Annotated in this window: 17 protein-coding genes; 8 read left to right on the forward strand and 9 right to left on the reverse strand. The window is 41.8% G+C overall.

Annotated elements, in window-relative coordinates:
- Nucleotides 1-56: 56 nt before the first annotated feature.
- Nucleotides 57-1,442, reverse strand: coding sequence for a phosphoglucosamine mutase (glmM, locus tag FRX45_RS02275; RefSeq protein WP_152266756.1), 1,386 nt, complete (start codon nt 1,440-1,442; stop codon nt 57-59).
- Between the two features lie 340 nt (nt 1,443-1,782).
- On the opposite strand from glmM, the gene FRX45_RS02280 reads away from it, so the two are divergent.
- From FRX45_RS02280 to FRX45_RS02290, 3 genes are all read left to right on the forward strand, one after another.
- Nucleotides 1,783-2,352: a phosphatase PAP2 family protein gene (locus tag FRX45_RS02280; protein ID WP_152266757.1), complete on the forward strand. Its 570-nt coding sequence runs from the start codon at nt 1,783-1,785 to the stop codon at nt 2,350-2,352.
- 11 nt (nt 2,353-2,363) lie between these two features.
- Nucleotides 2,364-3,659: a hemolysin family protein gene (locus FRX45_RS02285; protein ID WP_226804882.1), complete on the forward strand. Its 1,296-nt coding sequence runs from the start codon at nt 2,364-2,366 to the stop codon at nt 3,657-3,659.
- A gap of 81 nt (nt 3,660-3,740) precedes the next feature.
- A complete protein-coding gene (locus tag FRX45_RS02290) occupies nt 3,741-4,583 on the forward strand; it encodes a carboxylesterase family protein (protein WP_152266758.1) in 843 nt (280 codons plus the stop codon).
- A 160-nt stretch (nt 4,584-4,743) separates the two neighbouring features.
- Here the strand turns inward: FRX45_RS02290 and FRX45_RS02295 are convergent, their stop codons facing one another.
- From FRX45_RS02295 to secDF, 3 genes are all read right to left on the reverse strand, one after another.
- Nucleotides 4,744-5,343, reverse strand: coding sequence for an IMPACT family protein (locus FRX45_RS02295; protein WP_152266759.1), 600 nt, complete (start codon nt 5,341-5,343; stop codon nt 4,744-4,746).
- Between the two features lie 53 nt (nt 5,344-5,396).
- On the reverse strand, nt 5,397-6,476 hold the full coding sequence (gene ribD / locus FRX45_RS02300) for a bifunctional diaminohydroxyphosphoribosylaminopyrimidine deaminase/5-amino-6-(5-phosphoribosylamino)uracil reductase RibD (protein WP_394350016.1): 1,080 nt from the start codon (nt 6,474-6,476) through the stop codon (nt 5,397-5,399).
- Between the two features lie 102 nt (nt 6,477-6,578).
- A complete protein-coding gene (gene secDF, locus FRX45_RS02305) occupies nt 6,579-9,635 on the reverse strand; it encodes a protein translocase subunit SecDF (protein ID WP_152266761.1) in 3,057 nt (1,018 codons plus the stop codon).
- Between the two features lie 387 nt (nt 9,636-10,022).
- Between secDF and FRX45_RS02310 the strand changes: the two genes are divergently transcribed.
- Nucleotides 10,023-11,438 (forward strand): serine hydrolase, encoded by a 1,416-nt coding sequence (locus FRX45_RS02310; protein ID WP_152266762.1) that lies wholly within the window; start codon nt 10,023-10,025, stop codon nt 11,436-11,438.
- 29 nt (nt 11,439-11,467) lie between these two features.
- On the opposite strand, the gene FRX45_RS02315 is transcribed toward FRX45_RS02310, so the two are convergent.
- A complete protein-coding gene (locus FRX45_RS02315; protein ID WP_152266763.1) occupies nt 11,468-12,097 on the reverse strand; it encodes a response regulator transcription factor in 630 nt (209 codons plus the stop codon).
- Entirely contained in the window at nt 12,090-13,955 is a 1,866-nt protein-coding gene (locus FRX45_RS02320) for a sensor histidine kinase (protein ID WP_193311556.1), read from the reverse strand. Before FRX45_RS02320 ends, FRX45_RS02315 begins: the two co-directional genes overlap by 8 nt.
- A gap of 414 nt (nt 13,956-14,369) precedes the next feature.
- Between FRX45_RS02320 and FRX45_RS02325 the strand changes: the two genes are divergently transcribed.
- From FRX45_RS02325 to FRX45_RS02340, 4 genes are all read left to right on the forward strand, one after another.
- The gene (locus tag FRX45_RS02325; protein ID WP_152266765.1) at nt 14,370-15,035 is read left to right on the forward strand and encodes a hypothetical protein; all 666 of its coding nucleotides are present in this window, start codon (nt 14,370-14,372) and stop codon (nt 15,033-15,035) included.
- A 134-nt stretch (nt 15,036-15,169) separates the two neighbouring features.
- Nucleotides 15,170-16,642: a DUF5723 family protein gene (locus tag FRX45_RS02330; protein ID WP_152266766.1), complete on the forward strand. Its 1,473-nt coding sequence runs from the start codon at nt 15,170-15,172 to the stop codon at nt 16,640-16,642.
- Between the two features lie 50 nt (nt 16,643-16,692).
- A complete protein-coding gene (locus FRX45_RS02335; RefSeq protein ID WP_152266767.1) occupies nt 16,693-17,385 on the forward strand; it encodes a hypothetical protein in 693 nt (230 codons plus the stop codon).
- Between the two features lie 134 nt (nt 17,386-17,519).
- A complete protein-coding gene (locus tag FRX45_RS02340; protein WP_152266768.1) occupies nt 17,520-18,503 on the forward strand; it encodes a glycoside hydrolase family 43 protein in 984 nt (327 codons plus the stop codon).
- 74 nt (nt 18,504-18,577) lie between these two features.
- Here the strand turns inward: FRX45_RS02340 and FRX45_RS02345 are convergent, their stop codons facing one another.
- The 3 genes from FRX45_RS02345 to FRX45_RS02355 form a co-directional block, all read right to left on the reverse strand.
- Complete coding sequence (locus FRX45_RS02345; protein ID WP_152266769.1) at nt 18,578-20,620, reverse strand: M13 family metallopeptidase; 2,043 nt, start codon at nt 20,618-20,620, stop codon at nt 18,578-18,580.
- 103 nt (nt 20,621-20,723) lie between these two features.
- The gene (locus FRX45_RS02350; RefSeq protein ID WP_152266770.1) at nt 20,724-21,413 is read right to left on the reverse strand and encodes a YggS family pyridoxal phosphate-dependent enzyme; all 690 of its coding nucleotides are present in this window, start codon (nt 21,411-21,413) and stop codon (nt 20,724-20,726) included.
- Nucleotides 21,414-21,484: 71 nt separating this feature from the next.
- The gene (locus tag FRX45_RS02355) at nt 21,485-22,639 is read right to left on the reverse strand and encodes an acyl-CoA dehydrogenase (RefSeq protein ID WP_152266771.1); all 1,155 of its coding nucleotides are present in this window, start codon (nt 22,637-22,639) and stop codon (nt 21,485-21,487) included.
- Nucleotides 22,640-22,678: the final 39 nt, after the last annotated feature.

The following is a 22,678-nucleotide window of genomic DNA, read 5'->3' on the forward strand; positions in this document are numbered from 1 at the left end:
AGTTTATCCTCACAAAACCTGCAGGCAACAAAAAATTAAAAAGCGGCAGTACTATACTATTTCAATTCCCTGATATCCTGCATTAAGCGCAGTGCTATGTTATTTGCGGTAGATTCAAAATTACTTTCAGCATAAATGCGGATGATCGGTTCCGTATTACTGGTACGCAGGTGTACCCAATCGTTATCAAACTCAATTTTTAGACCATCTTCGGTATTAACGGGATGGCTTTTATATTTGGTTTTAATTTTTTCAAACACTTGCTTTACGTCTACCCCATGTTCCAGTTCGAGTTTGTTTTTACTGATAAAATAATCCGGGTAGGTGCCTCTTAACTGTTTGATGCTTTTTTGCGTTTTTGCCAGTTGGGTAAGAAATAGCGCTATACCCACCAGGGCATCGCGTCCGTAATGTAAAGCAGGTAATATAATGCCTCCATTGCCTTCGCCACCTATCACAGCATTTATTTCTTTCATCCGGTTCACCACATTTACTTCGCCCACAGCGCTGGGATAATACTGCCCCCCATGTTTTAAAGTAATATCTTTTAAAGCCCGGGTAGAAGACATATTGCTGACTGTATTACCGGGCTGCCTGCTTAACACGTAATCGGCAACGGCAACCAGTGTATATTCTTCTCCAAACATGCTACCATCTTCACATACAAAACAAAGCCGGTCAACGTCTGGGTCAACGGCAATACCCATATCTGCCCCGCTCTTGCGCACCATATTGCTTAGCTCCCCCAGGTTTTCGGGAAGCGGCTCGGGGTTATGAGCAAACTTACCATTGATCTCCCCGTTTATCACTGTAATATCCTTAGCCTGCACGCCCAGGGCATGCAATAGCTCCGGCACAAACAGGGCGCCGGTGCTGTTTACAGCATCTACAATAATTTTAAATTTCCGGGCTTTAACGGCTGCAATATCAACCAGGTTAAGAGAAGTAATAGCTTCTATATGCTTTTTAAGATATGAGTCATCTTCTTTTACCGTACCCAGCTTATCAACCGGAACGAATGTAAAATTTTCAGCGTCCGCAATCTCCAGCACCTCTTTTCCATCCTGTGCCGAAATGAATTCTCCGTTGCTGTTCAGCAATTTCAAAGCATTCCACTCTTTGGGGTTGTGGCTTGCAGTTAAAATAATTCCCCCACCGGCCTTTTCCATTACTACTGCAACTTCTACAGTAGGTGTTGTACTTAAGCCCAGGTCAACTACGTCTATTCCAAGAGCATTCAGCGTGCTTACAACAATGCTTTGTATTAATGGCCCGCTTATCCTTCCGTCTCGTCCAATAACTACTTTCTTATTACCGGTTTTTGCAACCAGCCAGCTTCCATAAGCCGCTGTAAATTTTACTGTATCCAATGGTGAAAGTGTTTCCCCAGGTTTTCCTCCTATGGTGCCCCGGATTCCGGATATGCTCTTAATCAATGCCACGGTACTAATTATTTTATGGATGCAAACTTAGTTTAAATTTTTAAATCCGCCTGCCTGTAATAAGTCGGGAAGACATACCTGTTTATATCTTATTCCATGTTTAGCAGTACCTGTCCGGCTTCCCCGGAACAATTTTGAAGCAGGAATTATAACAGGTATTGCAAGTAAACCCATCCTAAATGAGCCGGGTTGTAAAAGTATAATTACATTTGCCTAAACAATTCATCCTATTCATGCCGGGCAACCGTTGGTTCTTCACACTTTATCATACATCTGTTTATCTGGCAAAATCCCACAGCATAGCTACAACAGCGCTGTTCCATACTAAAATTCTTTTGGCATGAACAACCTGATCCGGTATGATATTGAATTATTTTTTAAGATAAACAGGCAATGGCATAATTCCTTTTTAGACTGGCTTTTGCCCTTGTTAAGGAACCAGTTCTTCTGGTCGCCCCTATACCTGTTCACCCTTGTTTTTATATTAATAAATTTTAAAAAGAAAGGTTTTGGCTGGATCGCTTTTTTCCTGATAACATTTGCTATAACTGATATGCTCAGCAGTTCCGTAATTAAGCCCTGGGTAGGCCGTTTAAGGCCATGCGCCGATCCATTTCTTGCCGATTCGGTACGGCAGGTTGTAGGTTGCGGCGGACCATATAGCTTTACTTCTTCGCATGCCGCCAATCATTTTGGCATGGCCATGTTTGCTTTTAAAACCCTTTTATTTATCCCATTGGCATGGAGATGGATATTGTTTGCATGGGCCTTTGCCATATCATATGCCCAGGTATATGTTGGTGTACATTTTCCATTGGATATTGCCTGCGGAGCCTTGCTGGGCTGCGCTATTGGCATGGGTACTGCCTGGACTTTCAATAAGAAAGCAGGTTTACCCACTTTAGCTTAACTTCATACATTATGATCGAAATTTTGATTATACTGGGATTAATTTTATTGAACGGCATTTTTTCCATGGCAGAGATGGCACTGGTATCTTCCCGGAAAACACGATTAGAAACACAGGCAGCAAAGGGCGACAAAAGGGCAAAAGAGGCATTAAAACTCATGGAGAAACCCGATGCTTTTTTTTCTACTGTACAAATTGGCATTACCCTTATCGGCATTTTAACCGGTATCTTCTCAGGTGAAGCATTAAAAACAGATTTGATTGCTTATCTCAACAGGTTCGAATGGATCGGCCCTTATGCAAGCGCATCCGCCACAGCCATTATTGTAATTATCCTTACCTATTTTACACTCATATTAGGCGAACTGGTTCCCAAACGGATTGGACTTTCGCGGCCGGAAAGTATAGCCAAACTGGTTGCCGCGCCCATGCGCATACTCAGCAAAATAGCCTATCCCTTTGTTTGGTTTTTAAGCAGGTCAACCCATTATACCGTTAAATTATTGAACATAAAAGGAAAAGACACCCAGGTAACAGAAGAAGAGATCAAGGCGATCATTAGTGAAGGAACGGAGCAGGGAACCATTGAAGAAGCCGAACAGGAAATCATTGAGCGTGTCTTTCATCTTGGCGACAGGAACATTACATCATTAATGACCCACCGGAATGATATTGTTTGGTTCAGTCTTCATAAAGACGAAGAAAAAATAAAAGAAAAGATCATCGCCGAACCACACTCCGTATACCCTGTTTGTGATGGTGATATTGACAATATAAAGGGCGTGGTATCCATTAAAGACCTGTATGTGCATGAAAACAGCACATTGCTTGCCGAGATCATGCAACCTACACTGTTTGTACCCGAAAACAATACAGCCTACCAGGTGCTGGAAAGGTTTAAGGAAACAAAAATACATTGCTGTTTTGTAGTAGATGAATATGGAAGTCTCCTGGGCATGATCACGCTCAACGATATTTTGGAAGCCATTGTGGGAGACATACCAGAAACAGATGAAGAAGACTACGAGATAACGGAAAGAGAAGACGGCACTTACTTTGTAGATGGTCAGATCCCTTTTTACGATTTTTTAAGAACCTTTGAAAAAACAGAATGGATGAATGAAGGCGAGCATGATTTTGATACGCTTGCAGGATTTATCTTACATCAATTAGAACGCATTCCACATACCGGCGACAGGCTTGACTGGCGGGGATTTACTTTTGAAGTAGCCGATATGGACGGGCACCGGATTGATAAAGTACTGGTAGCCATTTCCGAAACGATCAAAAGAGAAATGGAAGAATAAATTTTCACATTTATCAACTACAACCGGCACCAGATTTGAATAAACAACGGCGATAATCCGTTATTTATAAAATCTGATCCCATGAAACCTGCAATTGCAAAATTGTTATGTATTCTTTTACTCCATAGCATTTTCATTTCCTGCAAAAAAGAAAACGCCGGCTTAAACGCAGACGGTAGCAGCACTAAACCAGATATTGATATTATTGAAACCCTCCCCCCAATTCAGGTGGCGGTTCATTATAATGTTACAGCCAATTGCGCCGGATTTTACAGGGCATTGCCCGCACGTTACGACTCAACAACAAAACATTATCCTTTGCTCATCTTCCTTCATGGAGCCGGAGAAATGGGTAACGGCACAACAGACTTACCCAAAGTATTAAAAAATGCAGTTCCCAACCTCATCAATAAAAAGAAATTCCCTCCCAGCTTTACAGCAGGAGGCAAACACTTCTCTTTTATTGTGCTTTCCCCACAGGTTAAAAGCTGGACAACACCTGAAGATGTACGCGCCATGATAAAATATGCCATCACCAAATTAAGGGTGGATACCACCAGAATATATGTTACAGGGCTGAGCTTAGGAGGTAATACCACATGGAATTTCGCATCTAAATATGGAGAAATGGCAGCAGCAGTTGCACCCATTTGCGCTTCCAATACTGCAACCGTTTCAAACACAAAAGCAATAGCGTCAAAAAATATACCTGTGTGGACATTTCACAATGAAGATGATCCGGCGGCACCTGTACAAAAAACAAAAGATTTTGTACGGCTTATCAACAGCTACAATCCAAATCCCAAAGCCAGGATGACCTTATGGCCAACCGGTGGCCACGATGCATGGACAAAAGCCACCAATCCTTCTTACAAAGAAAACGGCATGAATGTTTATGAATGGATGCTGCAGTATCATAAGTAGTGGTAAGATGGGTTACATGTTGCAAGTTACAAGGCACGCACATTCCATTACAAATCATTACTATACTTTAGTCAGTTGCCGGGAACGGAGACCTGCAACTTTTGTTTCTCCTTGAAACTTGTTCCCTGAAACCTGAGACCTGTAACCTGCACCCGGCAACTCACACCTCAGCATTTATCTCCAGCCCTCTTATTTCTTTCAATTTGAACAACACTTCTTCCAGCCGGTTTTGTGGTATACCAATTGTCATAGTACAAAATAGTTGCAATTGCTGTTCCGTTATGCTGCAATTATACTGTTTAATGATTGTCATGATACTATTCATAATAGTATAGTCGAATTGGAGTTTGTAGTTCCGTTCGATGGCTTTTTGCACAACAGGTACGGTTTGCAGCACCAGGGCGGCCGCCGATCGGTACGCGTTAATTAAACCTGGCACGCCCAGTAAAGTGCCTCCGAAGTAACGGACCACCACTATCAGCACATTGGTAAGCTGCCTGCTTTCCATAAGGCCGAGAACAGGTTTTCCGGCAGTGCCCGAAGGTTCACCATCATCACTAACACGGAAATTATTTCCATCCAATCCCACCCGGTAAGCAAAACAATAGTGCGTAGCTTTGGGATATTCCTTTTTAACAGTCTCCAATTCTTTTTTAAAATCACCAACCGATGCAAGCGGAATTAAACAGGCAATAAACCGGCTTCCCCTGTCTTTAAATTCTGCCATTGCCCTTTGCTCAACTGTATAATAAAAATCCATATGCTTGTCATTATCCTGAATAAATCGCTCTCCCGCACAGTATATACCAATACTTAAACCAATACTGAAGGATTAATATAATGCTCAATCCTGTCGGAAAACAAATGATCTTCCCTTATCATTTGCGCCTGTGCCAGTTCCGGCGCTTTAATACCTCCGGGAATCCGCAATGTTTCATTCGTAATAATCCTTGCTTCATTCCACCTGTTTTCATTTATAAAAGATTGCAGTAATTTTGCCCCGCCTTCTACCAGCACACTTTGTATACGCAGTTGATACAGGGCGTTCATAAGCTGATGAATGATACTTGTATCCTGCTTAAACTGGTAATACCAGTTTCTTCCATCCGTAAAAACATTATTTCCATCCATCGAAACTGTATTCCTGAGTTCATTGAAAATAACAGTCGGAGCAGTTTCATCAAACAACCGTAAAGAGGCAGGCAGTTTCAACTCCCTGTCAATAACCAGCCTTACGGCGTTTTTACCCGGCCATAATCGTGTGGTTAAGGCAGGATCATCAAGCATGGCAGTTCTGGTTCCTACCAAAATAGCGCATTCCTCACTGCGCCAGCGATGCACCAGCCTGTTGCTGTATACATTGCTGATTTGCACAGCGGAACCACCAGCAGCGGCTATGGCTCCATCACTGCTTTGAGCCCATTTAAGTATTATATAAGGACTATGCTGTGTATGAAATGTAAAGAACCGTTTATTCAATTGCCGGCATTCTTTTTCCAATACACCTGTTGCAACGGTTACACCTGCCGCCAAAAGTTTTTCAATTCCCTTTCCGTTTACTTCCGGAAAAGGATCCCTGCAGCCAATTACTACTTTGGGGATGCGATGTTGTACAATAAGATCGGCGCAGGGTGGGGTTTTACCATAATGTGCACAAGGTTCCAGCGATACGTACATCACGCTTTTATTAACCAGGTGCAGGTCTTCTTTTTTTACCGATGCAATACAATTCACTTCGGCATGAGGCATGCCATACTCCCGGTGGTAGCCTTCGCCTATTATTCGGTTATTGTACACCAGTACAGCGCCTACCATCGGGTTAGGTGCAACGTGTCCCGCCCCGGCCTGAGCCAGTTGGAGGCAACGGTACATATATAATTCATCAATGGTCAATGCCTGTTAACGGGATTAGTGAATGAATGATAGCAAAGCTAAGTTACTGCAATAAAAAACCCCGGACTGCTTACCCGGGGTTGGTTTATAGAAACGATTTTGTTAGTGCGCGGCGGCAGCGGCCTGTTTTGCTTTAGCCCGCTGTTTTGTTTCTTCGGAAGTTAACTTACCCAAAGGTTTATCTTTTGCAAAGTCAACCAATATAGGCGCAGCGACAAATATCGAGGAATAGATACCTGTTATTACACCGATCAGCATAGCAAAAGAAAATCCTCTTGTTACTTCTCCGCCAAAAATGAATAAAACCACTAAAACAATAAATACAGTTACCGATGTCATAACGGTACGGCTTAAAGTATCATTAATAGCCGCATTAATAATTTTGGTTTTACTTTCTCCTTTCATTGTTCTGCTATATTCACGAATACGGTCAAATACAACCACCGTATCATTCATCGAAAACCCTACTACCGTTAATATCGCGGCAATAAAGTGCTGGTCAATTTCGAGCGGGAAGGGCATAATATGCCTGAAGAAAGAAAACACCGCCAGTGTAACAAATACATCATGCACCAGTGAAAAGATAGTACCGAGCGAAAATCTCCAGTCGCGGAAACGGAGAAAAATATAAAAGAAAATAAGAATTATGGATACAATCGTAGCAGTTACAGCGCCACGCTTCAGGTCTTCCGAAATAGAAGGCTGAACGCTTTGCGAGCTTTGCAGGTATACCCTTTTAAAATCGGAAGCAGTTGCTCCTTCGGCTAAAAATGGCTTAAGCCCTCCATATAAAGTTGCTTCAACCAAAGAATCCGCTGTACGCGAAGGATTTTCTTTCTGAAAAGCTGTAGTGATATTGAGAGTACGCGCATCACCTACTGTTTTTACTACAGGATATTCGCCAAAAACCTTTTGCAAAGCATTCTTTACATCATTGTTTTCCTGGGCATGATCAAAATGAATGGTATAACTTCTTCCACCCTTATATTCAACCCCTTCATCAAATCCGTAAAAGAAAGACCCAATTCCAAATATAAATACCACTACAGAGATAGCATAGGCATATTTACGCGCCTCAACGAATTTGAAATGCGCCTTTTTAAATATAGTGCGGGACAGCTTAGTGAAGTATTCAAAGTGACGTCCTTTTTTGTTTGTCCACCATTCGGAAACCAGCCTGGCGATAAGAATACCACAAAACAGGTTCAATACCACGGCAATAATTTGCGTAGTGGCAAAACCTTTAATAGGCCCCATGCCAAAAATATACAGGATGATTGCGGTTAGTAACGTGGTAACGTGCGCATCAAGCACCGGCGGCAACGACCGGTTATACCCATGGTCTACGGCCATAGCATAGCTTCGTCCCCAGGTTATTTCTTCCTTGATACGTTCAAATATAATCACGTTGGTGTCTACTGCCATCCCAATTGCAAGCACCAATGCTGCAATACTCGCAGACGTTAATGTAGCGCCCAAACCGCTTAAAACACCAATAGTGAAGAACAGGTTTAATATTAATGTTATGTTGGCGATCCAGCCACTGGTATTAAAATACAATAACATAAGGGCGAATATTACCGCAAAAGAAATGACGAAAGACATAGCGCCACCTCTAACGGCTTCCGCACCCAGCGTAGGACCGACCATTTGTTCCTGTACAATTCTTGCCGGTGCAGCTAACTGACCCGACTGGAGGATATTTGCCAGATCAGAAGCTTCTTCTACGGTAAAACTGCCGGAAATCTGGGAGTTGCCATCTAATATGGGATTGATAACATTAGGTGCTGAATAGATAATATTATCCAGCGCGATGGCTACCGGTTTGTTTACATTTTCCGTAGTGAGATCTGCCCATTTTTTTGTTCCCTGCTTGGTCATCCTCAGTGAAACTGCAGGTCTGCCACGCTCATCGTAAGAAATAGTAGATTCTTCCACATCATCTCCTTCAAGGGGCGCTTTATCGCCATCGCGTGTTTTGATCGCATATAGCGGAAGCACATTTGAAGTTGTACCCGCCCCTTTTGGTGCAATGCCATACAAAAAACGGGCATTGGCCGGAAAGATATCCTGTACAGTATTAAGGTTTTGATTTAATAAGGCGGTGTCTTTTACCTGCACATAGGCAATCGCCGCATCACCCTGCGGAGCCTGCATCAATAAACCAAGTATGGTATGGGTAGTTGAGGGTGCAACGCCAATATCTTTTGCCTGATTCGTATCGGTGGAGAGCTCGTTTAACGAAAGTGTTTTAGTAGTATCGGCAGAAGCAGCAGCGGTTTGTGCAGTATCCGTGGCTTTTTGACTTGTGTCGGCAGCCGGTTTACTTTCGCCGCCCATTTTCTTCAACGTTTCTTCGGCCTGTGTAAAAGACTGTGCCAGTTCATTACCTGTATACACTTCCCAAAACTGCATGTTGGCGGTAGCCTGTAATATTTTACGTACTCTTTCAGGATCATCTTTTACACCCGCCAGCTCCACACTTATCGTACCCTTGCGCGGATCGGGGTTAATATTGGGCTGAGCCACGCCAAACTGGTCAATGCGCTTGGTTAATACCCTGAAAGTATTTTGAAAGGCCTCTCCTGCCATCGTTCTTAACTTGGCAACAACCTGGTCGTCAGAATCTTCCAATTTAATGTTGCGCTGGCCGGCATTGGCAAATAAACCCGATAATTTCCCGGAAGGGTTTACTTCTTTATATGCTGTTGCAAACAGGCTTATATAATCAGCGTCTGTTGTTCCTTTACGCTGACTGGCAAGTTCCAAAGCCTTGTTCAGGTTAGCATCCTTGGGACTGTTGGAAATAGACCGCAGCAGGTTTTCCAGTTCCACCTCAAGCGTTACGCTCATACCACCCTGTAAATCCAATCCCAGGCTTAATTCCTGTTCCTTGGCTTTTTGGTAACTGGTAGCGCCGTTAATGCCGTAAGTAATGATTTTTCCTTTGGTACTGTCCAATAAGCGGCTTAATCTGCGCTCATAGGCAGAATCTTTGGCTTCCTGTGAAGCGCCGTTATAATGAGAATTTACCCAGTTAAGGGCTTGTTTTTCCATCTTCCCCTCGTGGTTATGTACCACCCATGTAAAATGCAGTTGGTAAAGGGATATAGCAATCAATGCAATCGCAAAAACAGAGACCAAACCTTTCAGTTGCATACAAAAAAGCGTTTACAAAAGTTTAAAGTGGGGGCAAAGATAGGGGTTTCAACATGAATTTGTGGCATAAAAACAGTTCTCCCCGAAGTGCTTTTCTTTTCTCAATTGCTTTACAAGCATAGGTTACGGGTGCTTATGAATGTGCAGGAACGGTATGCCGGATTAAAGCAATTTATTATATATGCATCTTTGCTTCTTTTACCATTACAGCTTAGGTGCTAATGGCAACATTGGCTTCATTGCATTTTAGCCACAAGGTATGCGGGGGTGGATAAAGCAACAATAATTGGTATTTTCATAAAAAAATATTAAAATGTTTACAGTAGAACAAATCCCGCAATAAAAACTGACTGCAGGGAGAAAACGATAAATCATAAACTTTACATAATGCATATAAAACGCGATATCCTATCACTAATAACGTTCACGGTAATTTCATTCTTCGCCTGTAAAACCACTCAAAAATCCATAGCGCCGGATAACAATAATGATAATGTTATTGGGGTAACGGATTCAATTGAAATAATAGACTCCATCACTGATACTACTAAAATAAACCCGAAAGATACCGTTGCTGTAACAGCAGAGAAACCTGTTCCCCAAAAAGACAGCAGCCGCACAGATGCCTTTTTGGAAAACCTGCTTCAGCAATACCCGCAATATTTTGATTCAATACTCAAAAAAAGAACAGACTTTAAAGTACAGATCATTTACACGCAAATAAACAGGGATGCTGATAATAATCCCCATTTTACAGATTACTACTTTCACGTAAATTCAAAAGCTTATTTCTATCCTGCTTCTACGGTTAAAATGCCGGTGGCGCTATTGGCTTTACAGCGCTTGAATGAACTCAATATAGCAGGACTTAACCGCCACACCACAATGATAACTGAAAGCGATTACAGTGGTGAAACTGCCGTTTACAATGATCCCACTACTCCGGATGGAAGCCCGTCGGTGGAACAATATATTAAAAAAATATTCTTGGTGAGTGATAACAATGCTTTCAACCGTTTGTATGAATTTTTAGGACAACAATATATTAATGATCAATTGCATAGCAAAGGATATAAGGATGTGCAAATCAATCACCGCCTCAATATTGCGCTACCGGATGATGAAAACCGCCATACCAATCCTGTACAGTTCAGGAATGCACAGGGAAAAGTTATTTATGATCAGCCCATGCAATACAGCACTACTCCCTATTTGCAAAGAAATGACCGGCTGGGAAAAGGATATTATAAAGATGAGGTATTGATAAACGAGCCCATGAATTTTTCCATTAAAAACCGTATCTCATTAGAGGACCTTCATCATATGCTGCGCAGCATAATATTCCCACAATCAGTTCCTGCGGGTGAGCGGTTTAATATTACACCTGAAGATTACCGCTTTGTACGGCAATACATGTCGCAATTACCGCAGGAAACAGTTTACCCTCCATATGACTCTTTGTATTATGATGCTTCCTGCAAATTTCTGTTGCTGGGGGCCGATAAAAAAGCTATGCTACCACGAGGTGTTCGCATATTCAATAAGATTGGGGGCGCCTATGGTTTTTTAACCGATGCCGCCTATATAGCAGATTTTGAAAACCAGGTTGAGTTTATGCTGAGCGCGGTTATTTACTGCAATGAGGATAATATTATTAATGATGGCGTTTATGACTATAATACGGTTGGGTTTCCATTTATGAAATATTTGGGTGAAGTACTGTACCGACACGAATTAAACCGGGAGCGGAAATATAAACCTGATCTGTCGGAATTTAAAATGCAGTACGATATTATAAAATAAAGGATGCCTGCGACAATATGGGCTATTCATTACAGGTTATGTTCCATTATAAATTTCATTAAAGCAGCGGGTGTTTTTAAATCCAGTTTCTGCATAATGTTCTTTCTATGAGTTTCCACGGTATACACGCTTAGAAATAAGGTATCGGCAATCTGCTGATTGGTTAATCCTTTCTTGAGCAACTGTATCATTTCGGCTTCGCGTTTGGTAAGATTGAATTGTTTCAAAAAGCTGTCGCCCGCATTAAAACCATTATCTGTTTTGGGCAAACGATAAGGAAAACAGCTATGCCCTTCCATTACAAGCCCGATAGCCTGCAACAGCTCTTCCCTACTGCTGTTTTTAAGCAGGTAGGCATTAGCACCATATTGTTTTGCTTTCTCTACCAGGTGATCTTCGTTATAAGTGGAAAGCATAATAATTTTTACCGTGGGATAAGCCTGCTTTATAAAACGTGCTGATTCCAGTCCATTCATTTTGGGCATATTGATATCAAGCAAAACAATATCCGGAAGTTTTTTATCTAAAATATCCAGTAGTTCTTTTCCATCGCGTGCAATATCCAATATTTCTAAATAAGGTTCTGCCTTCAGCAGCAACTGCAATCCATGAATAAACAAATCATGGTCATCGGCAATTATGATGTTTATATTATTCATCCTGCTGTTTTTTGTAAGGGATATGAAACATAACCGTAGTGCCGTGCATTCCCGAATCAATATTCATTGTGCCGTTAAGGTAATTTACCCTGGAACGAATATTTTTTAATCCGATGCCCGTCTGCGTATCGGAAATAAATCCTTTGCCATTATCTTCGGACATAATCGCCAGTTGCTTTTCATGATATACCAATTGTATGGTGGCGTCAGTGGCTTTTGAATGCCTGATGATATTGCTGGTAAGCTCCATGATAATGCGGTAAATCATCAGTTCATCTTTTTTATTAAACTTTTCGTCAATCCCCGAATAATGAAAGTGAAACTTTATAGTTCCTTCTGTATTTAGCCTGGTATAATAATTCCTCAACAGGTCATCCAGCCTGGTTTCAATAAACTCGGGGGGCATCAGGTTATGCGATATATTGCGGGCGTTAGTGGAGGCTTTATCAATAAGCCCGGTTAATGCATCGGATTGCTCACCGGGCAAATCCAGGGTTTGCAAAGTCATTTTAATGGCGGCCAGGTTGCCGCCCAGTTCATCGTGCAGGTCTTCCGCAATGCGCTTTTGCTCCTGCTCCTGCGCAAAGAGTATTTCCTGTGCTGCGTTTATTTTTTGTTCCTGTAGTTGAAAGGTTAATTGCTCTTTCTCCTTTTTATACAAGTTGTAGCGGTACATTAATCCAAATGAAATGATTACCACTTCGGCTACTAATCCTGTTTCAAACAGGGAGGGTGGGAAGATATAACTTTCAGTGCCTATAAAAAGTGCTCTGCTGATTCCGCCTATAATAAAAAGGGATTGACCGATCAATATAAATAATGCAGGTTTAAAGCCTTTATAAAAACTATAAATACAGGAAATCAAAATAAGCATAAAAGCAAGCAATGCGGTTTTGTTGGACCATTCAAAAACAAATCGCTCAATTTTGTAATCGGGCCGAACGTAAAAAACAATGAATTGAATAATTGCAGTAACAAATGAAGACCATTTTGTTAAAAGCATTATTTTGTACAGAAAACTTTTTGGTTTAATATTCATTAAAAACAATTGCACCACCTGCAGCAAAAAACCTACAGCCAGGCTGGCAACAGCACCCATGTAAGTGGTTCTGTAGCCTTGGTCTGAATCCAATCCTAAAAATTCCGCATCAATTCCCTCCTGCTTTATAAGAAAAAACAAAATGGCGAATATGTACAGGCTATACCACAAATGAATTTTTTCTTTTACAGAGATAAATAAATACAGGTTGAAAATTGAAAACAGCAACAATAATCCTATTATGATACCCATTATAAAATAGAATCGATGTTCAAACTTTCGCATACTTGCAGGTTCTACCAATACAAACGCGGTGCTTTTATACGCATGGCTTTCGTCCATTCTAATATAAAAAGTGTCGGTGCTATATGCGGCAATAGTCATTGGAAACGCATGATGCACATATGGATAAGGCCTTTTGTCGAAGGGGTACTGATAACCGGATCTTCCTGAAAAAATAGAGCGGTTATTTTTTCGTTGCCATAAATCAGCCTCGTGTATGCCGAGACCGCCCAGAAGTAAAATAATATCCTTATTTAAAGTATCCTTATTAGAGATGCTAAACCTGTACCAATAGTAATACGGATCATATCCTATAAATAGCACTTTCTTATTTTCAAGCCTGACAAATTGCTCCTGCGTTCGTGGTTGAAGAATTGAATCCAGCGGGATAGGATTAGTAGTTTTTAGATAATCGGTAAAGCCATTAATGAATATATATTTCTCCTGAGAAAAATCTTTTAACTGAACTGGCTGTGAATAAGTCAGCAGCCAGCTCAAAATAGAAAACGAAAGCAGTATGATTTTTTTAAATCGCATTCCAGTTCTAAAAAAATATTTAAAATAACTCCATTTCGGGCCACAAGATAATCTCCTCATACGCCGGGTGGTGCGCGTCTCCACGCACCACCCGGCGTATGGTTAAACGAATAAATAAGATATCCGCGTTTCCAACCACAAGATAGCCTGATGGAAAATCTAAAAAAATACCAACTGCTTTGTATTGTCCTGGTTTTTATAGTGTGCAATATTTGTATCGGTAAAGTGATGCCAAACAAAAGACTCCTCCTAATGAAAGATACGCAATAGCGGGTTCCGTTCATTATCCTTTTCAAAACCATTTTTACTATACCGGGGAAAATACGGTGGTAAACCGGGCTTAAAACGGTTTGATGAGATGGGCTTCCCTTTCAGTTTTGACCAATGATTTTTAAAAAACTCAAACCCAGTAATATGAAATCAACAGCTTTAAAATTCCTCTTGTTATTTGCAGCCATCAGTTCCATTTATTGCATGTGTTTCAAAGAGAATGCTACAGATCCCGATAAAAACAACGGCAATGGCCTGCCCGATGACAGTAAGGCCTATGTCGCCTATTATGCCAATGCTGTGGGAATAAATGAGCCTCATTATGGAGTAGCAACTTTTTCCTCGCCATTCATAATAACAACACATGGCGATACCACTTTTTTAAATTTTGAATTCCGGAATAAGACGCTAGAGAATGATGATACCCAAACCAATTTCTGGGACCTGTGTGATTCTACTTATGATTTTAAAGGCCACGACAGATTCTTAAATTCAATTGAATGGACGGGAGGAACCCAGGGTGAATTAACAGTGGGTGCAACTTACAGCCTGTCGCATCATAAAGATGGTGCGGGAAACTGGTTGAGCATTAGTGACACAAGAGGTGCTTCTATTTTTGTACACGCACATGCCAACAATGCAGTTGTCGTTTCCTTCAATACCTATTTTGGAGGCAATGGTGGTAATGTTGCTGAGAGCTACCTGAAAATTGAAAAAATGGAAAACAATACTGCCTCTGATTCCTTTTCACTAAGTTTCGGCTCTGTCTGCGAGCTCAACAGTAACGGCTTCCAATTGCCACCAACTTAAAAGGCCGGTTTAATAAAATTCCGATAAATCATTACTAACAGGTAAAAAGCAATGAATGTCCTTTTAACCCTTAGCATTATCTTCTTAAAAAAATCTGAATAACAATCTTTTTCGTCAACACATAAACCCTTTATATGCGCATTTATAAAACACTTGGCATTATCGCCCTGTTCGCTTCAGGTCAATTGAGCGCCCAGGATTTCCCCGGTTACAACAGTGGAAATTATACCGGCGTTAACGGTGCTTTTTTTAATCCCGCCAATATTGCGGATAGCCGTTATAGTTGGGATTTTAATTTGTTTTCCCTAAATACTTATGTGGGTAATAACCAGGCCTCCTTTAACCTTAAAAACATTGGGCAAACCTTCGGCGACTCTATACTCAATCAATTCATTGGCAAAAACGCAGGCTTAACAAATGCCCTGGCAAATGTGATAATGAACGGACCTTCCCTGATGATCAATACCAGTAAAAAAAGCGCTATCGCGCTTACCACGCGTGCAAGGGTAATGGAAAACGCCAACGAAATAGACGCTGCACTGGCAAATCAAATAATAGATGGCTCATCGGGCGATATTGCTTTTCCTTACAGCATTAACTCCAATGCGAATATGGGCGTTGGCATAAACGGATGGACGGAATACGGGCTTTCCTACGCTATGGTAATCACCGATAAGGATAAACATTTTTTTAAAGGCGGGCTCACGCTCAAATACCTGGCTGGCGCCGCTAACGCCTATCTTAATATTAATAGCCTTAAGGGTACATTAAATTTTGATGATGTAAAAGAGGAAGCCTATTTGCAAAACAGTACCGGCAACATGCAGTTAGGGTTTGGCGGCATAAATCTTGATGATTTTGAAGCCAGTCAGTTGCTCACTTTTAAAAGCACGGGCATTGGCGCTGATATAGGCTTTGTATATGAATTTAGGCCCGATTATGACAAGTACCGGCTTGATGATAACAGTTGGAGAAAAGACATGAATAAATACAAATTAAGGATTGGCGTGGCCTTACTTGATATCGGTTCCCTTCAATATGAAAAAGATATGCAGCGCAGCGGCGCCTACAACATGGATATTACAGGCTCCGAAAAATGGTATGTAAATGAATTGGCCGACGTGCCGGTTGATGATCTTAAAAACTATTTTGATGGGCACCCGCAATACTTTACACCTGGTGCAGTTAGTAGCGATAAAAAATATAAAGTGGCACTGCCTTCTTCGCTACGCGTTGATGCGGATTATCATTTCAATAAAGGTTTTTATATTAACGTTGCCGGGCAGCTAAGTTTAGTAGATGCCTCCAACAAAGCCTGGAACAGCTATTATTATTCCTCCATTACTGTTACACCCCGTATAGAAGGCAGAAAGCTGGGTTTGTATATACCCGTTAATTATAATCAGTTAACCAAACTCAATGCAGGCGTATCCCTTCGCCTGGGGCAATTAGTTGTAGGCTCAGGCAGTGTGCTTACCGCTTTGTTCGGCAATTCAAAGCAGGTAGATTTTCATGTGGGGTTACGTTTTGGGGGATTGAGAAAGAATATGTTTAAAAAACAGAAGCGCCAAAAAGAAATGGAAACTGAAAAAGAAAGCAATAATTAAAAATGCAACACCAATCAACAATAACTAAACATCGCTTAAAATATCGCGTTATGAAACAATTACTTTCTACACTTAAATATTCCGTGTTCTGCTTTATTTTCTATTCAATATCGGTAGCGGGTATGTGCTCAAAAGAGGATGTATCGCCGGATGATAACAATAATGATAATGACCCTCCGGCTCTCGACCAGGTACAATCTTACGTAGCCATGAAAATTCAGGGTGTTCCTGTTGAGGTTACAAACGAAGATTATGAGTTTAAAGCCTCCATGCCGGTCAGCGGAACCATGAGAATATATACGGCTAAAGATACCATTCGGTGCATTTGGATTTTCACAGTTTCAAGAGTGGCAACTTCTCCTCCTTTACCTCAATGGCAATTCTGCGATGCAAGCTACCAAAGCGGTGGCACAGATGAGTATATAGTAAGCTTCGAATGGTCGCGTGCCGTGGATGGAGATAAGCTGATAGAGGGTAAAACCTATAATCTCAACTATTATAATGTACCCCTTGCCGATACCAGGGGCACAATTTCCTATTCGCATTTTAAAGGAAATTCGCTGATAAAGCATTTTTATGTATTCGACTATTTTACAACTAAATCCTGGCTTAAAATAGAAACTATTGAAGGCAATAAGGCATCCGGCACCTTTCTTTTTTCTTTCGGCTGTATTGATGCAGGAGGGAACTCTGGCAGCATCACCGATGCTTCCGGCAGGTTTAACAATATACCGGTAAATTAATACGAAACGCTACTGTTCGCGGCGTCCTCGCCGCGAACTTTCTTATTATCGCCTCCGGCGATGGCCCAATATTATTAGTTAAGAGACCCAACTTCTACTACCGGCAAATCATGTAGTTTCGCATAAAAAGCATAATGAAAAGAATAATGCTGATTAGTGCTTTATTGGTTTACGCCACCATCCTTCATGCGCAACAAAAGAAAGACGTAATCAAATCAGGCAATCCCATTTTTCCGGGATGGTACGCCGACCCTGAAGGCATCATTTTTAATAATACATACTGGATATATCCTACTTACTCCGCGCCTTATGACAAGCAGGTTTTTTTAGACGCTTTTTCATCACCAGACCTTATTCAATGGACAAAGCATAACCGCATAATGGATACCGCTGCTATTAAGTGGGCCAAAAGGGCGGTGTGGGCGCCGGCCATTGTAGAGAAAGAAAACAAGTACTATTTATTTTTCGGCGCCAACGATATTCAAAGTGATAAAGAACCGGGTGGCATTGGGGTTGCCGTTGCCGATCATCCCGCAGGGCCCTTTAAAGATCACCTGGGCAAACCATTGGTGGATAAGTTTCGTAACGGCGCACAGCCTATTGACCAGTTTGTTTTTAAAGACAGCACCGGGCAGTATTATTTAATATACGGCGGATGGAGACATTGCAACATCGCCCAACTCAATGATGATTTTACGGGCTTCATTCCTTTTGAAGACGGAACAACATTTAAAGAAATAACACCGGAAGGATATGTTGAAGGCCCCTTTATGTTTATACGCAATGGCAAATATTATTTTATGTGGTCGGAAGGCGGCTGGACAGGCCCCAACTACAGCGTTGCCTATGCAATTGCTGATTCGCCGTTTGGTCCGTTCAAAAGAATTGGAAAGATACTCCAGCAGGATCCGAAAATCGCAACCGGCGCCGGCCACCATTCGGTGATCCACAGCCCAGGCGCCGACCAATGGTATATGGTTTACCATCGCCGGCCTTTAACCGAAACCGACCGCAATGCGAGAGTAACCTGTATTGACCGCATGTATTTTGATGGAAATGGATTGATCAAACCCGTGATTATTACCAACGATGGCGTTGAAAAGAATAAGTTGAAGTGAAAGGGGGTGATTGCCTGATTGGTTCCCTTCTTTGAGAGGGCGTCCCTGTAACTTGCAACCTGTAACCTGCTGCCCTACCATATTTTCGCTCTTACGCTATCAGCACGGTACATTTTATCGCCGGGCTCTATATTAAATGCATTGTAAAACACAGGCATGCTCGAAACCGAACCGTTTGCCCTGTATTTTGCAGGTGAATGCGGATCAAGCAGCAGTCTTTCCCTCACCGTAGCATCCCTGAATTTTGAACGCCATACATTGGCGAAAGATAAAAAGAAACGCTGATCAGGTGTGAGCCCGTCAATTTTTTCATCACCCTTACCCTGAGGCGTATTTTTAAAAGCATCGTAAGCAATCATCAAACCACCAATATCAGCAATATTTTCTCCCAACGTTAACCTGCCGTTTACATGCAAACTATCCAGCATCGTATACGCATCGTACTGGTCAATTACCACTTTTGCTTTCTGCGTAAATAGCTCTGCATCCTTTTTCGTCCACCAGTCGTGCAGGTTGCCGTTTGCATCATACTGTCTGCCCTGGTCGTCAAAGCCGTGCGTCATCTCATGCCCGATAACCGCACCTATGGCGCCATAGTTAATGGCGTCATCTGCGGCGTTATTAAAAAACGGCGGCTGAAGAATTCCTGCAGGAAACGCGATTTCATTAAAAGAAGGATTATAATACGCATTTACCTCGGAAGCATTCATAAACCATTCTGTTTTGTCTACCGGTTTATCAATTTTAGCCAAATCTCTTTTAAACTCATATATCTCCAGTTGCCTGATGTTACTGAAATAATCATTCCTTTCAATATGCACGCCGGCATAATCTTTCCATTTATCGGGATACCCTATCTTTTTTACAAAGCCATTGAGTTTGTTCAACGCTTTTTCCTTGGTGCTGTCGCTCATCCAGTCTAAATTCTTTATCCTGCTCTCGTATACACGCTGCAGGTTATTTACCAGGTCAAGCATTCTTTTTTTAGCATCGGCCGGAAAATATTTATTTACATACACCCTGCCCAGCAGGTCTCCTGCCAGGTTATTCACAACGCCCGTTGCCATTTTCCAGCGCACAGGTTTTTCCTGTATACCTCTTAATGTTTTCCTGTAAAATGAAAACTGCAGATCTTCGAAAGGATTGCCCAGTGATGCTTCCTCTATTACGCCCAGTTTGAGCTTATTTTTCCACACCTCTAATGGAGCAGATTTCAATTGCCTGTCCAGTTCTTTAAAGTAATCCGGCTGACCCACCAATACGGTATCTGTATTTGCACCATAGGTTTCAATAAACTGATCCCAGTTTATGCCTGGTGTTAACGTATTGAGATCCTTTACTGCGAACTTGTTATAATTTTTTACGGGATCCCTTAATTCAACCGGGGTGGAATGCGATTTGGCCAAAGCTGTTTCCAGTTCAAGAATAGCTGACGCATTTTTTGTTGCCGTTAAACTATCCACGCCAATTGCTTTAAATATACGGGCAACATAGTGTACAAATTCACTGCGGATATGTTTTGTTTCAGCATCATCTTTCAAATAATAGTCCCTGCCGGGCAGCGATAATCCAGACTGGTAAAATTGTAGTTTATTAACAGCCGCATTTCTGTCATCGGCCGCCACATAGGCGCCAAACAGGTTACCTGCACCCTGGCTGTATTCATAAGCACACTCCTTAACGATATCTGCTGCAGAAGACAATCCATCAATCCGTTTAAGATCATTTGCAACAGGAGTATACCCCGCCTTATCAATAGCCAAGGAATCCATTGCTCCCGCATACAAATCACCCATCATCTGTTCGGGCGAACCTTTCGCAAAATTATTGCCTGCGGCAGATTCCTCCAGCATGGCATGCAATTTTTCTCTGTTGTCTTCATACAATATATGAGCAGTACCCCAGCCAGACTGGTCGGCAGGAATAACCGTGTTTTGATACCACTTACCATTGGCATACGAAAAGAAATCTTCGCCCGCCTTCACTGTTGAATCCATGCCGGTCAGATCAATAAACGGTTCGCTCTTTATTTGTGAAGACTTGTTTTTGCAGGATAATAAACTTATCATGAAGAACATGGATGAAATGATCCATGCCAATTTTTTAAACACATACATACGAATCTGTTTTCTTTTTTGAATGAAGCACTTAAAGGAAACACAATTATATTAAAAATGCAATAGTATACACTACAAATTTTAAAGTATGATTTTCATACCTCTAACTCCTGGCGCCGAATAATAAACTGCCAATTCTAACCATATTGCTTCCTTCCTCGATAGCAATCGGGTAATCATTGCTCATGCCCATGGAAAGGGTAGTGAGTGGTAAGGGGTGAATGGCCAGTGATGAGTGGAGGGCAGGTTGCGCAGGTAACGAGAACTGATCGTATAATGATTTCAGGTAACGGAATTCTGTTCTTATGGTTTCCCTGTCATCTGTTAATGATGCCATGCCCATCAGTCCTTTTATTGCTACATTATTCAATCCCGAAAGGCTTTTTACTATTTCTTCCAGTTCGTTTTCATCCAGTCCAAATTTTGTTTCTTCACGTGCTATATGCACCTGCAGCAATACGGAAATGGTTCTGTTACCCCTGGTAGCCTGCTTATTGATCTCAGCCAAAAGCCTCAGGCTGTCCACGCCATGAATTAAATGAACAAAAGCCGCTATTTCCTTTACTTTATTGCGCTGGAGGTGACCTATAAAATGCCAGCGGATATCACCGGGTAAGTGCTTTTGTTTTTCCACAAGCTCCTGCACGTAGTTTTCACCAAAATCGCGTTGACCCAGATCATATAAAGTACGAATGTCATTAACGGGCTTGGTCTTAGATACTGCAACCAACACTACATTTTTACTATCCAGTTCTTTTTTTATACTTTGATATGCTTCAATATTTACCGCCATGAATTGCTTATTGTATATCCCTGAATTCTATAACCTGTAGCCCCTTACCTCCCTGTAACCTGTAACTCCCCCTACTTCAATATCCCCCTTCCAATCACTATCCTTTGCACTTCGCTGGTGCCTTCATATATCTGTGTAATTTTTGCATCGCGCATCAGGCGTTCTACATGATATTCTTTTACATAGCCATAGCCTCCGTGAATCTGCACTGCTTCTGTAGTAACCCACATAGCTGTTTCAGAAGCATATACTTTAGCCATAGAACTGCTAAGTGTATAATCATTACCGTTGTCCTTTTCCCATGCCGCCCGCAAACACAATAACCGCGCGGCTTCAATACGGGTTGCCATGTCTGCCAGTTTAAACTGTATAATCTGGTGATGGGCGATCTCTTTACCAAAGGCCTTGCGCTGTTTCGCGTAATCAACCGCTCTTTCATAGGCCCCGGAAGCTATGCCCAACGCCTGCGCTGCAATGCCGATGCGCCCGCCAGCCAGTGTTTTCATGGCGAAGCTAAAGCCAAAGCCATCATCGCCTATGCGGTTTTGTTTGGGCACTTTTACATCCTGGAACATAACACTGTGCGTATCGCTTCCCCTGATGCCTAATTTATTTTCTTTTGCTCCAACTGTTATACCTGCGGTATTTTTTTCTACAATAAAAGTATTAATGCCTTTGCTGCCTTTTGATACATCTGTTTGCGCCATTACCAGGTATATGCTGGCAGTTTTGCCGTTGGTGATCCAGTTTTTGGTTCCGTTCAATACATAATGATCGCCTTTATCTTCGGCTATGGTATGCTGTGAGGTTGCATCACTCCCGGCTTCCGGTTCGCTGAGCAAAAAAGCACCCAGGTATAAGCTCCCCTCTTTACGGCCCTGGGCCAATGGAGTAAGGTATTGCTGCTTTTGTTCTTCGCTGCCATATTTTTCCAAACCCCAGCAAACCAGGCTATTGTTAACGCTCATGCATACACTCACACTTGCATCTATTTTGCTTATTTCTTCCATGGCCAGCACATAACTGATGCTATCCATACCTGCACCTCCGTATTCGGGCGCAGTCATCATTCCCATAAAACCCAGTTCCGCTAATTTTAAGACCTGTGCTTCAGGAAACTGTTGCTTCTCATCTCTTTCTATTACACCCGGTAAACATTCATTTTGTGCAAAATCTCGCGCTGCTTTTTGAATCATCAATTGTTCTTCATTCAACTGGAATTGCATAGTACTGTTATTTAAAAGAAAACAAAAATACAAGAATTG

It is taken from the genome of Agriterribacter humi (assembly GCF_009192765.1).
Classification (GTDB): Bacteria; Bacteroidota; Bacteroidia; order Chitinophagales; family Chitinophagaceae; genus Agriterribacter; species Agriterribacter humi.

What these genes read in the sequence shown, in the direction of transcription:
- secDF (WP_152266761.1), bottom strand. Translation starts at nt 9,635, where the DNA reads ATGCAACTGAAAGGTTTGGTCTCTGTTTTTGCGATTGCATTGATTGCT.
- FRX45_RS02285 (WP_226804882.1), top strand. Translation starts at nt 2,364, where the DNA reads ATGATCGAAATTTTGATTATACTGGGATTAATTTTATTGAACGGCATT.
- FRX45_RS02295 (WP_152266759.1), bottom strand. Translation starts at nt 5,343, where the DNA reads ATGGATTTTTATTATACAGTTGAGCAAAGGGCAATGGCAGAATTTAAA.
- FRX45_RS02320 (WP_193311556.1), bottom strand. Translation starts at nt 13,955, where the DNA reads ATGCGATTTAAAAAAATCATACTGCTTTCGTTTTCTATTTTGAGCTGG.
- FRX45_RS02325 (WP_152266765.1), top strand. Translation starts at nt 14,370, where the DNA reads ATGAAATCAACAGCTTTAAAATTCCTCTTGTTATTTGCAGCCATCAGT.
- FRX45_RS02315 (WP_152266763.1), bottom strand. Translation starts at nt 12,097, where the DNA reads ATGAATAATATAAACATCATAATTGCCGATGACCATGATTTGTTTATT.
- FRX45_RS02335 (WP_152266767.1), top strand. Translation starts at nt 16,693, where the DNA reads ATGAAACAATTACTTTCTACACTTAAATATTCCGTGTTCTGCTTTATT.
- FRX45_RS02350 (WP_152266770.1), bottom strand. Translation starts at nt 21,413, where the DNA reads ATGGCGGTAAATATTGAAGCATATCAAAGTATAAAAAAAGAACTGGAT.
- FRX45_RS02280 (WP_152266757.1), top strand. Translation starts at nt 1,783, where the DNA reads ATGAACAACCTGATCCGGTATGATATTGAATTATTTTTTAAGATAAAC.
- FRX45_RS02345 (WP_152266769.1), bottom strand. Translation starts at nt 20,620, where the DNA reads ATGTATGTGTTTAAAAAATTGGCATGGATCATTTCATCCATGTTCTTC.
- FRX45_RS02340 (WP_152266768.1), top strand. Translation starts at nt 17,520, where the DNA reads ATGAAAAGAATAATGCTGATTAGTGCTTTATTGGTTTACGCCACCATC.
- FRX45_RS02290 (WP_152266758.1), top strand. Translation starts at nt 3,741, where the DNA reads ATGAAACCTGCAATTGCAAAATTGTTATGTATTCTTTTACTCCATAGC.
- FRX45_RS02330 (WP_152266766.1), top strand. Translation starts at nt 15,170, where the DNA reads ATGCGCATTTATAAAACACTTGGCATTATCGCCCTGTTCGCTTCAGGT.
- FRX45_RS02355 (WP_152266771.1), bottom strand. Translation starts at nt 22,639, where the DNA reads ATGCAATTCCAGTTGAATGAAGAACAATTGATGATTCAAAAAGCAGCG.
- FRX45_RS02310 (WP_152266762.1), top strand. Translation starts at nt 10,023, where the DNA reads ATGCATATAAAACGCGATATCCTATCACTAATAACGTTCACGGTAATT.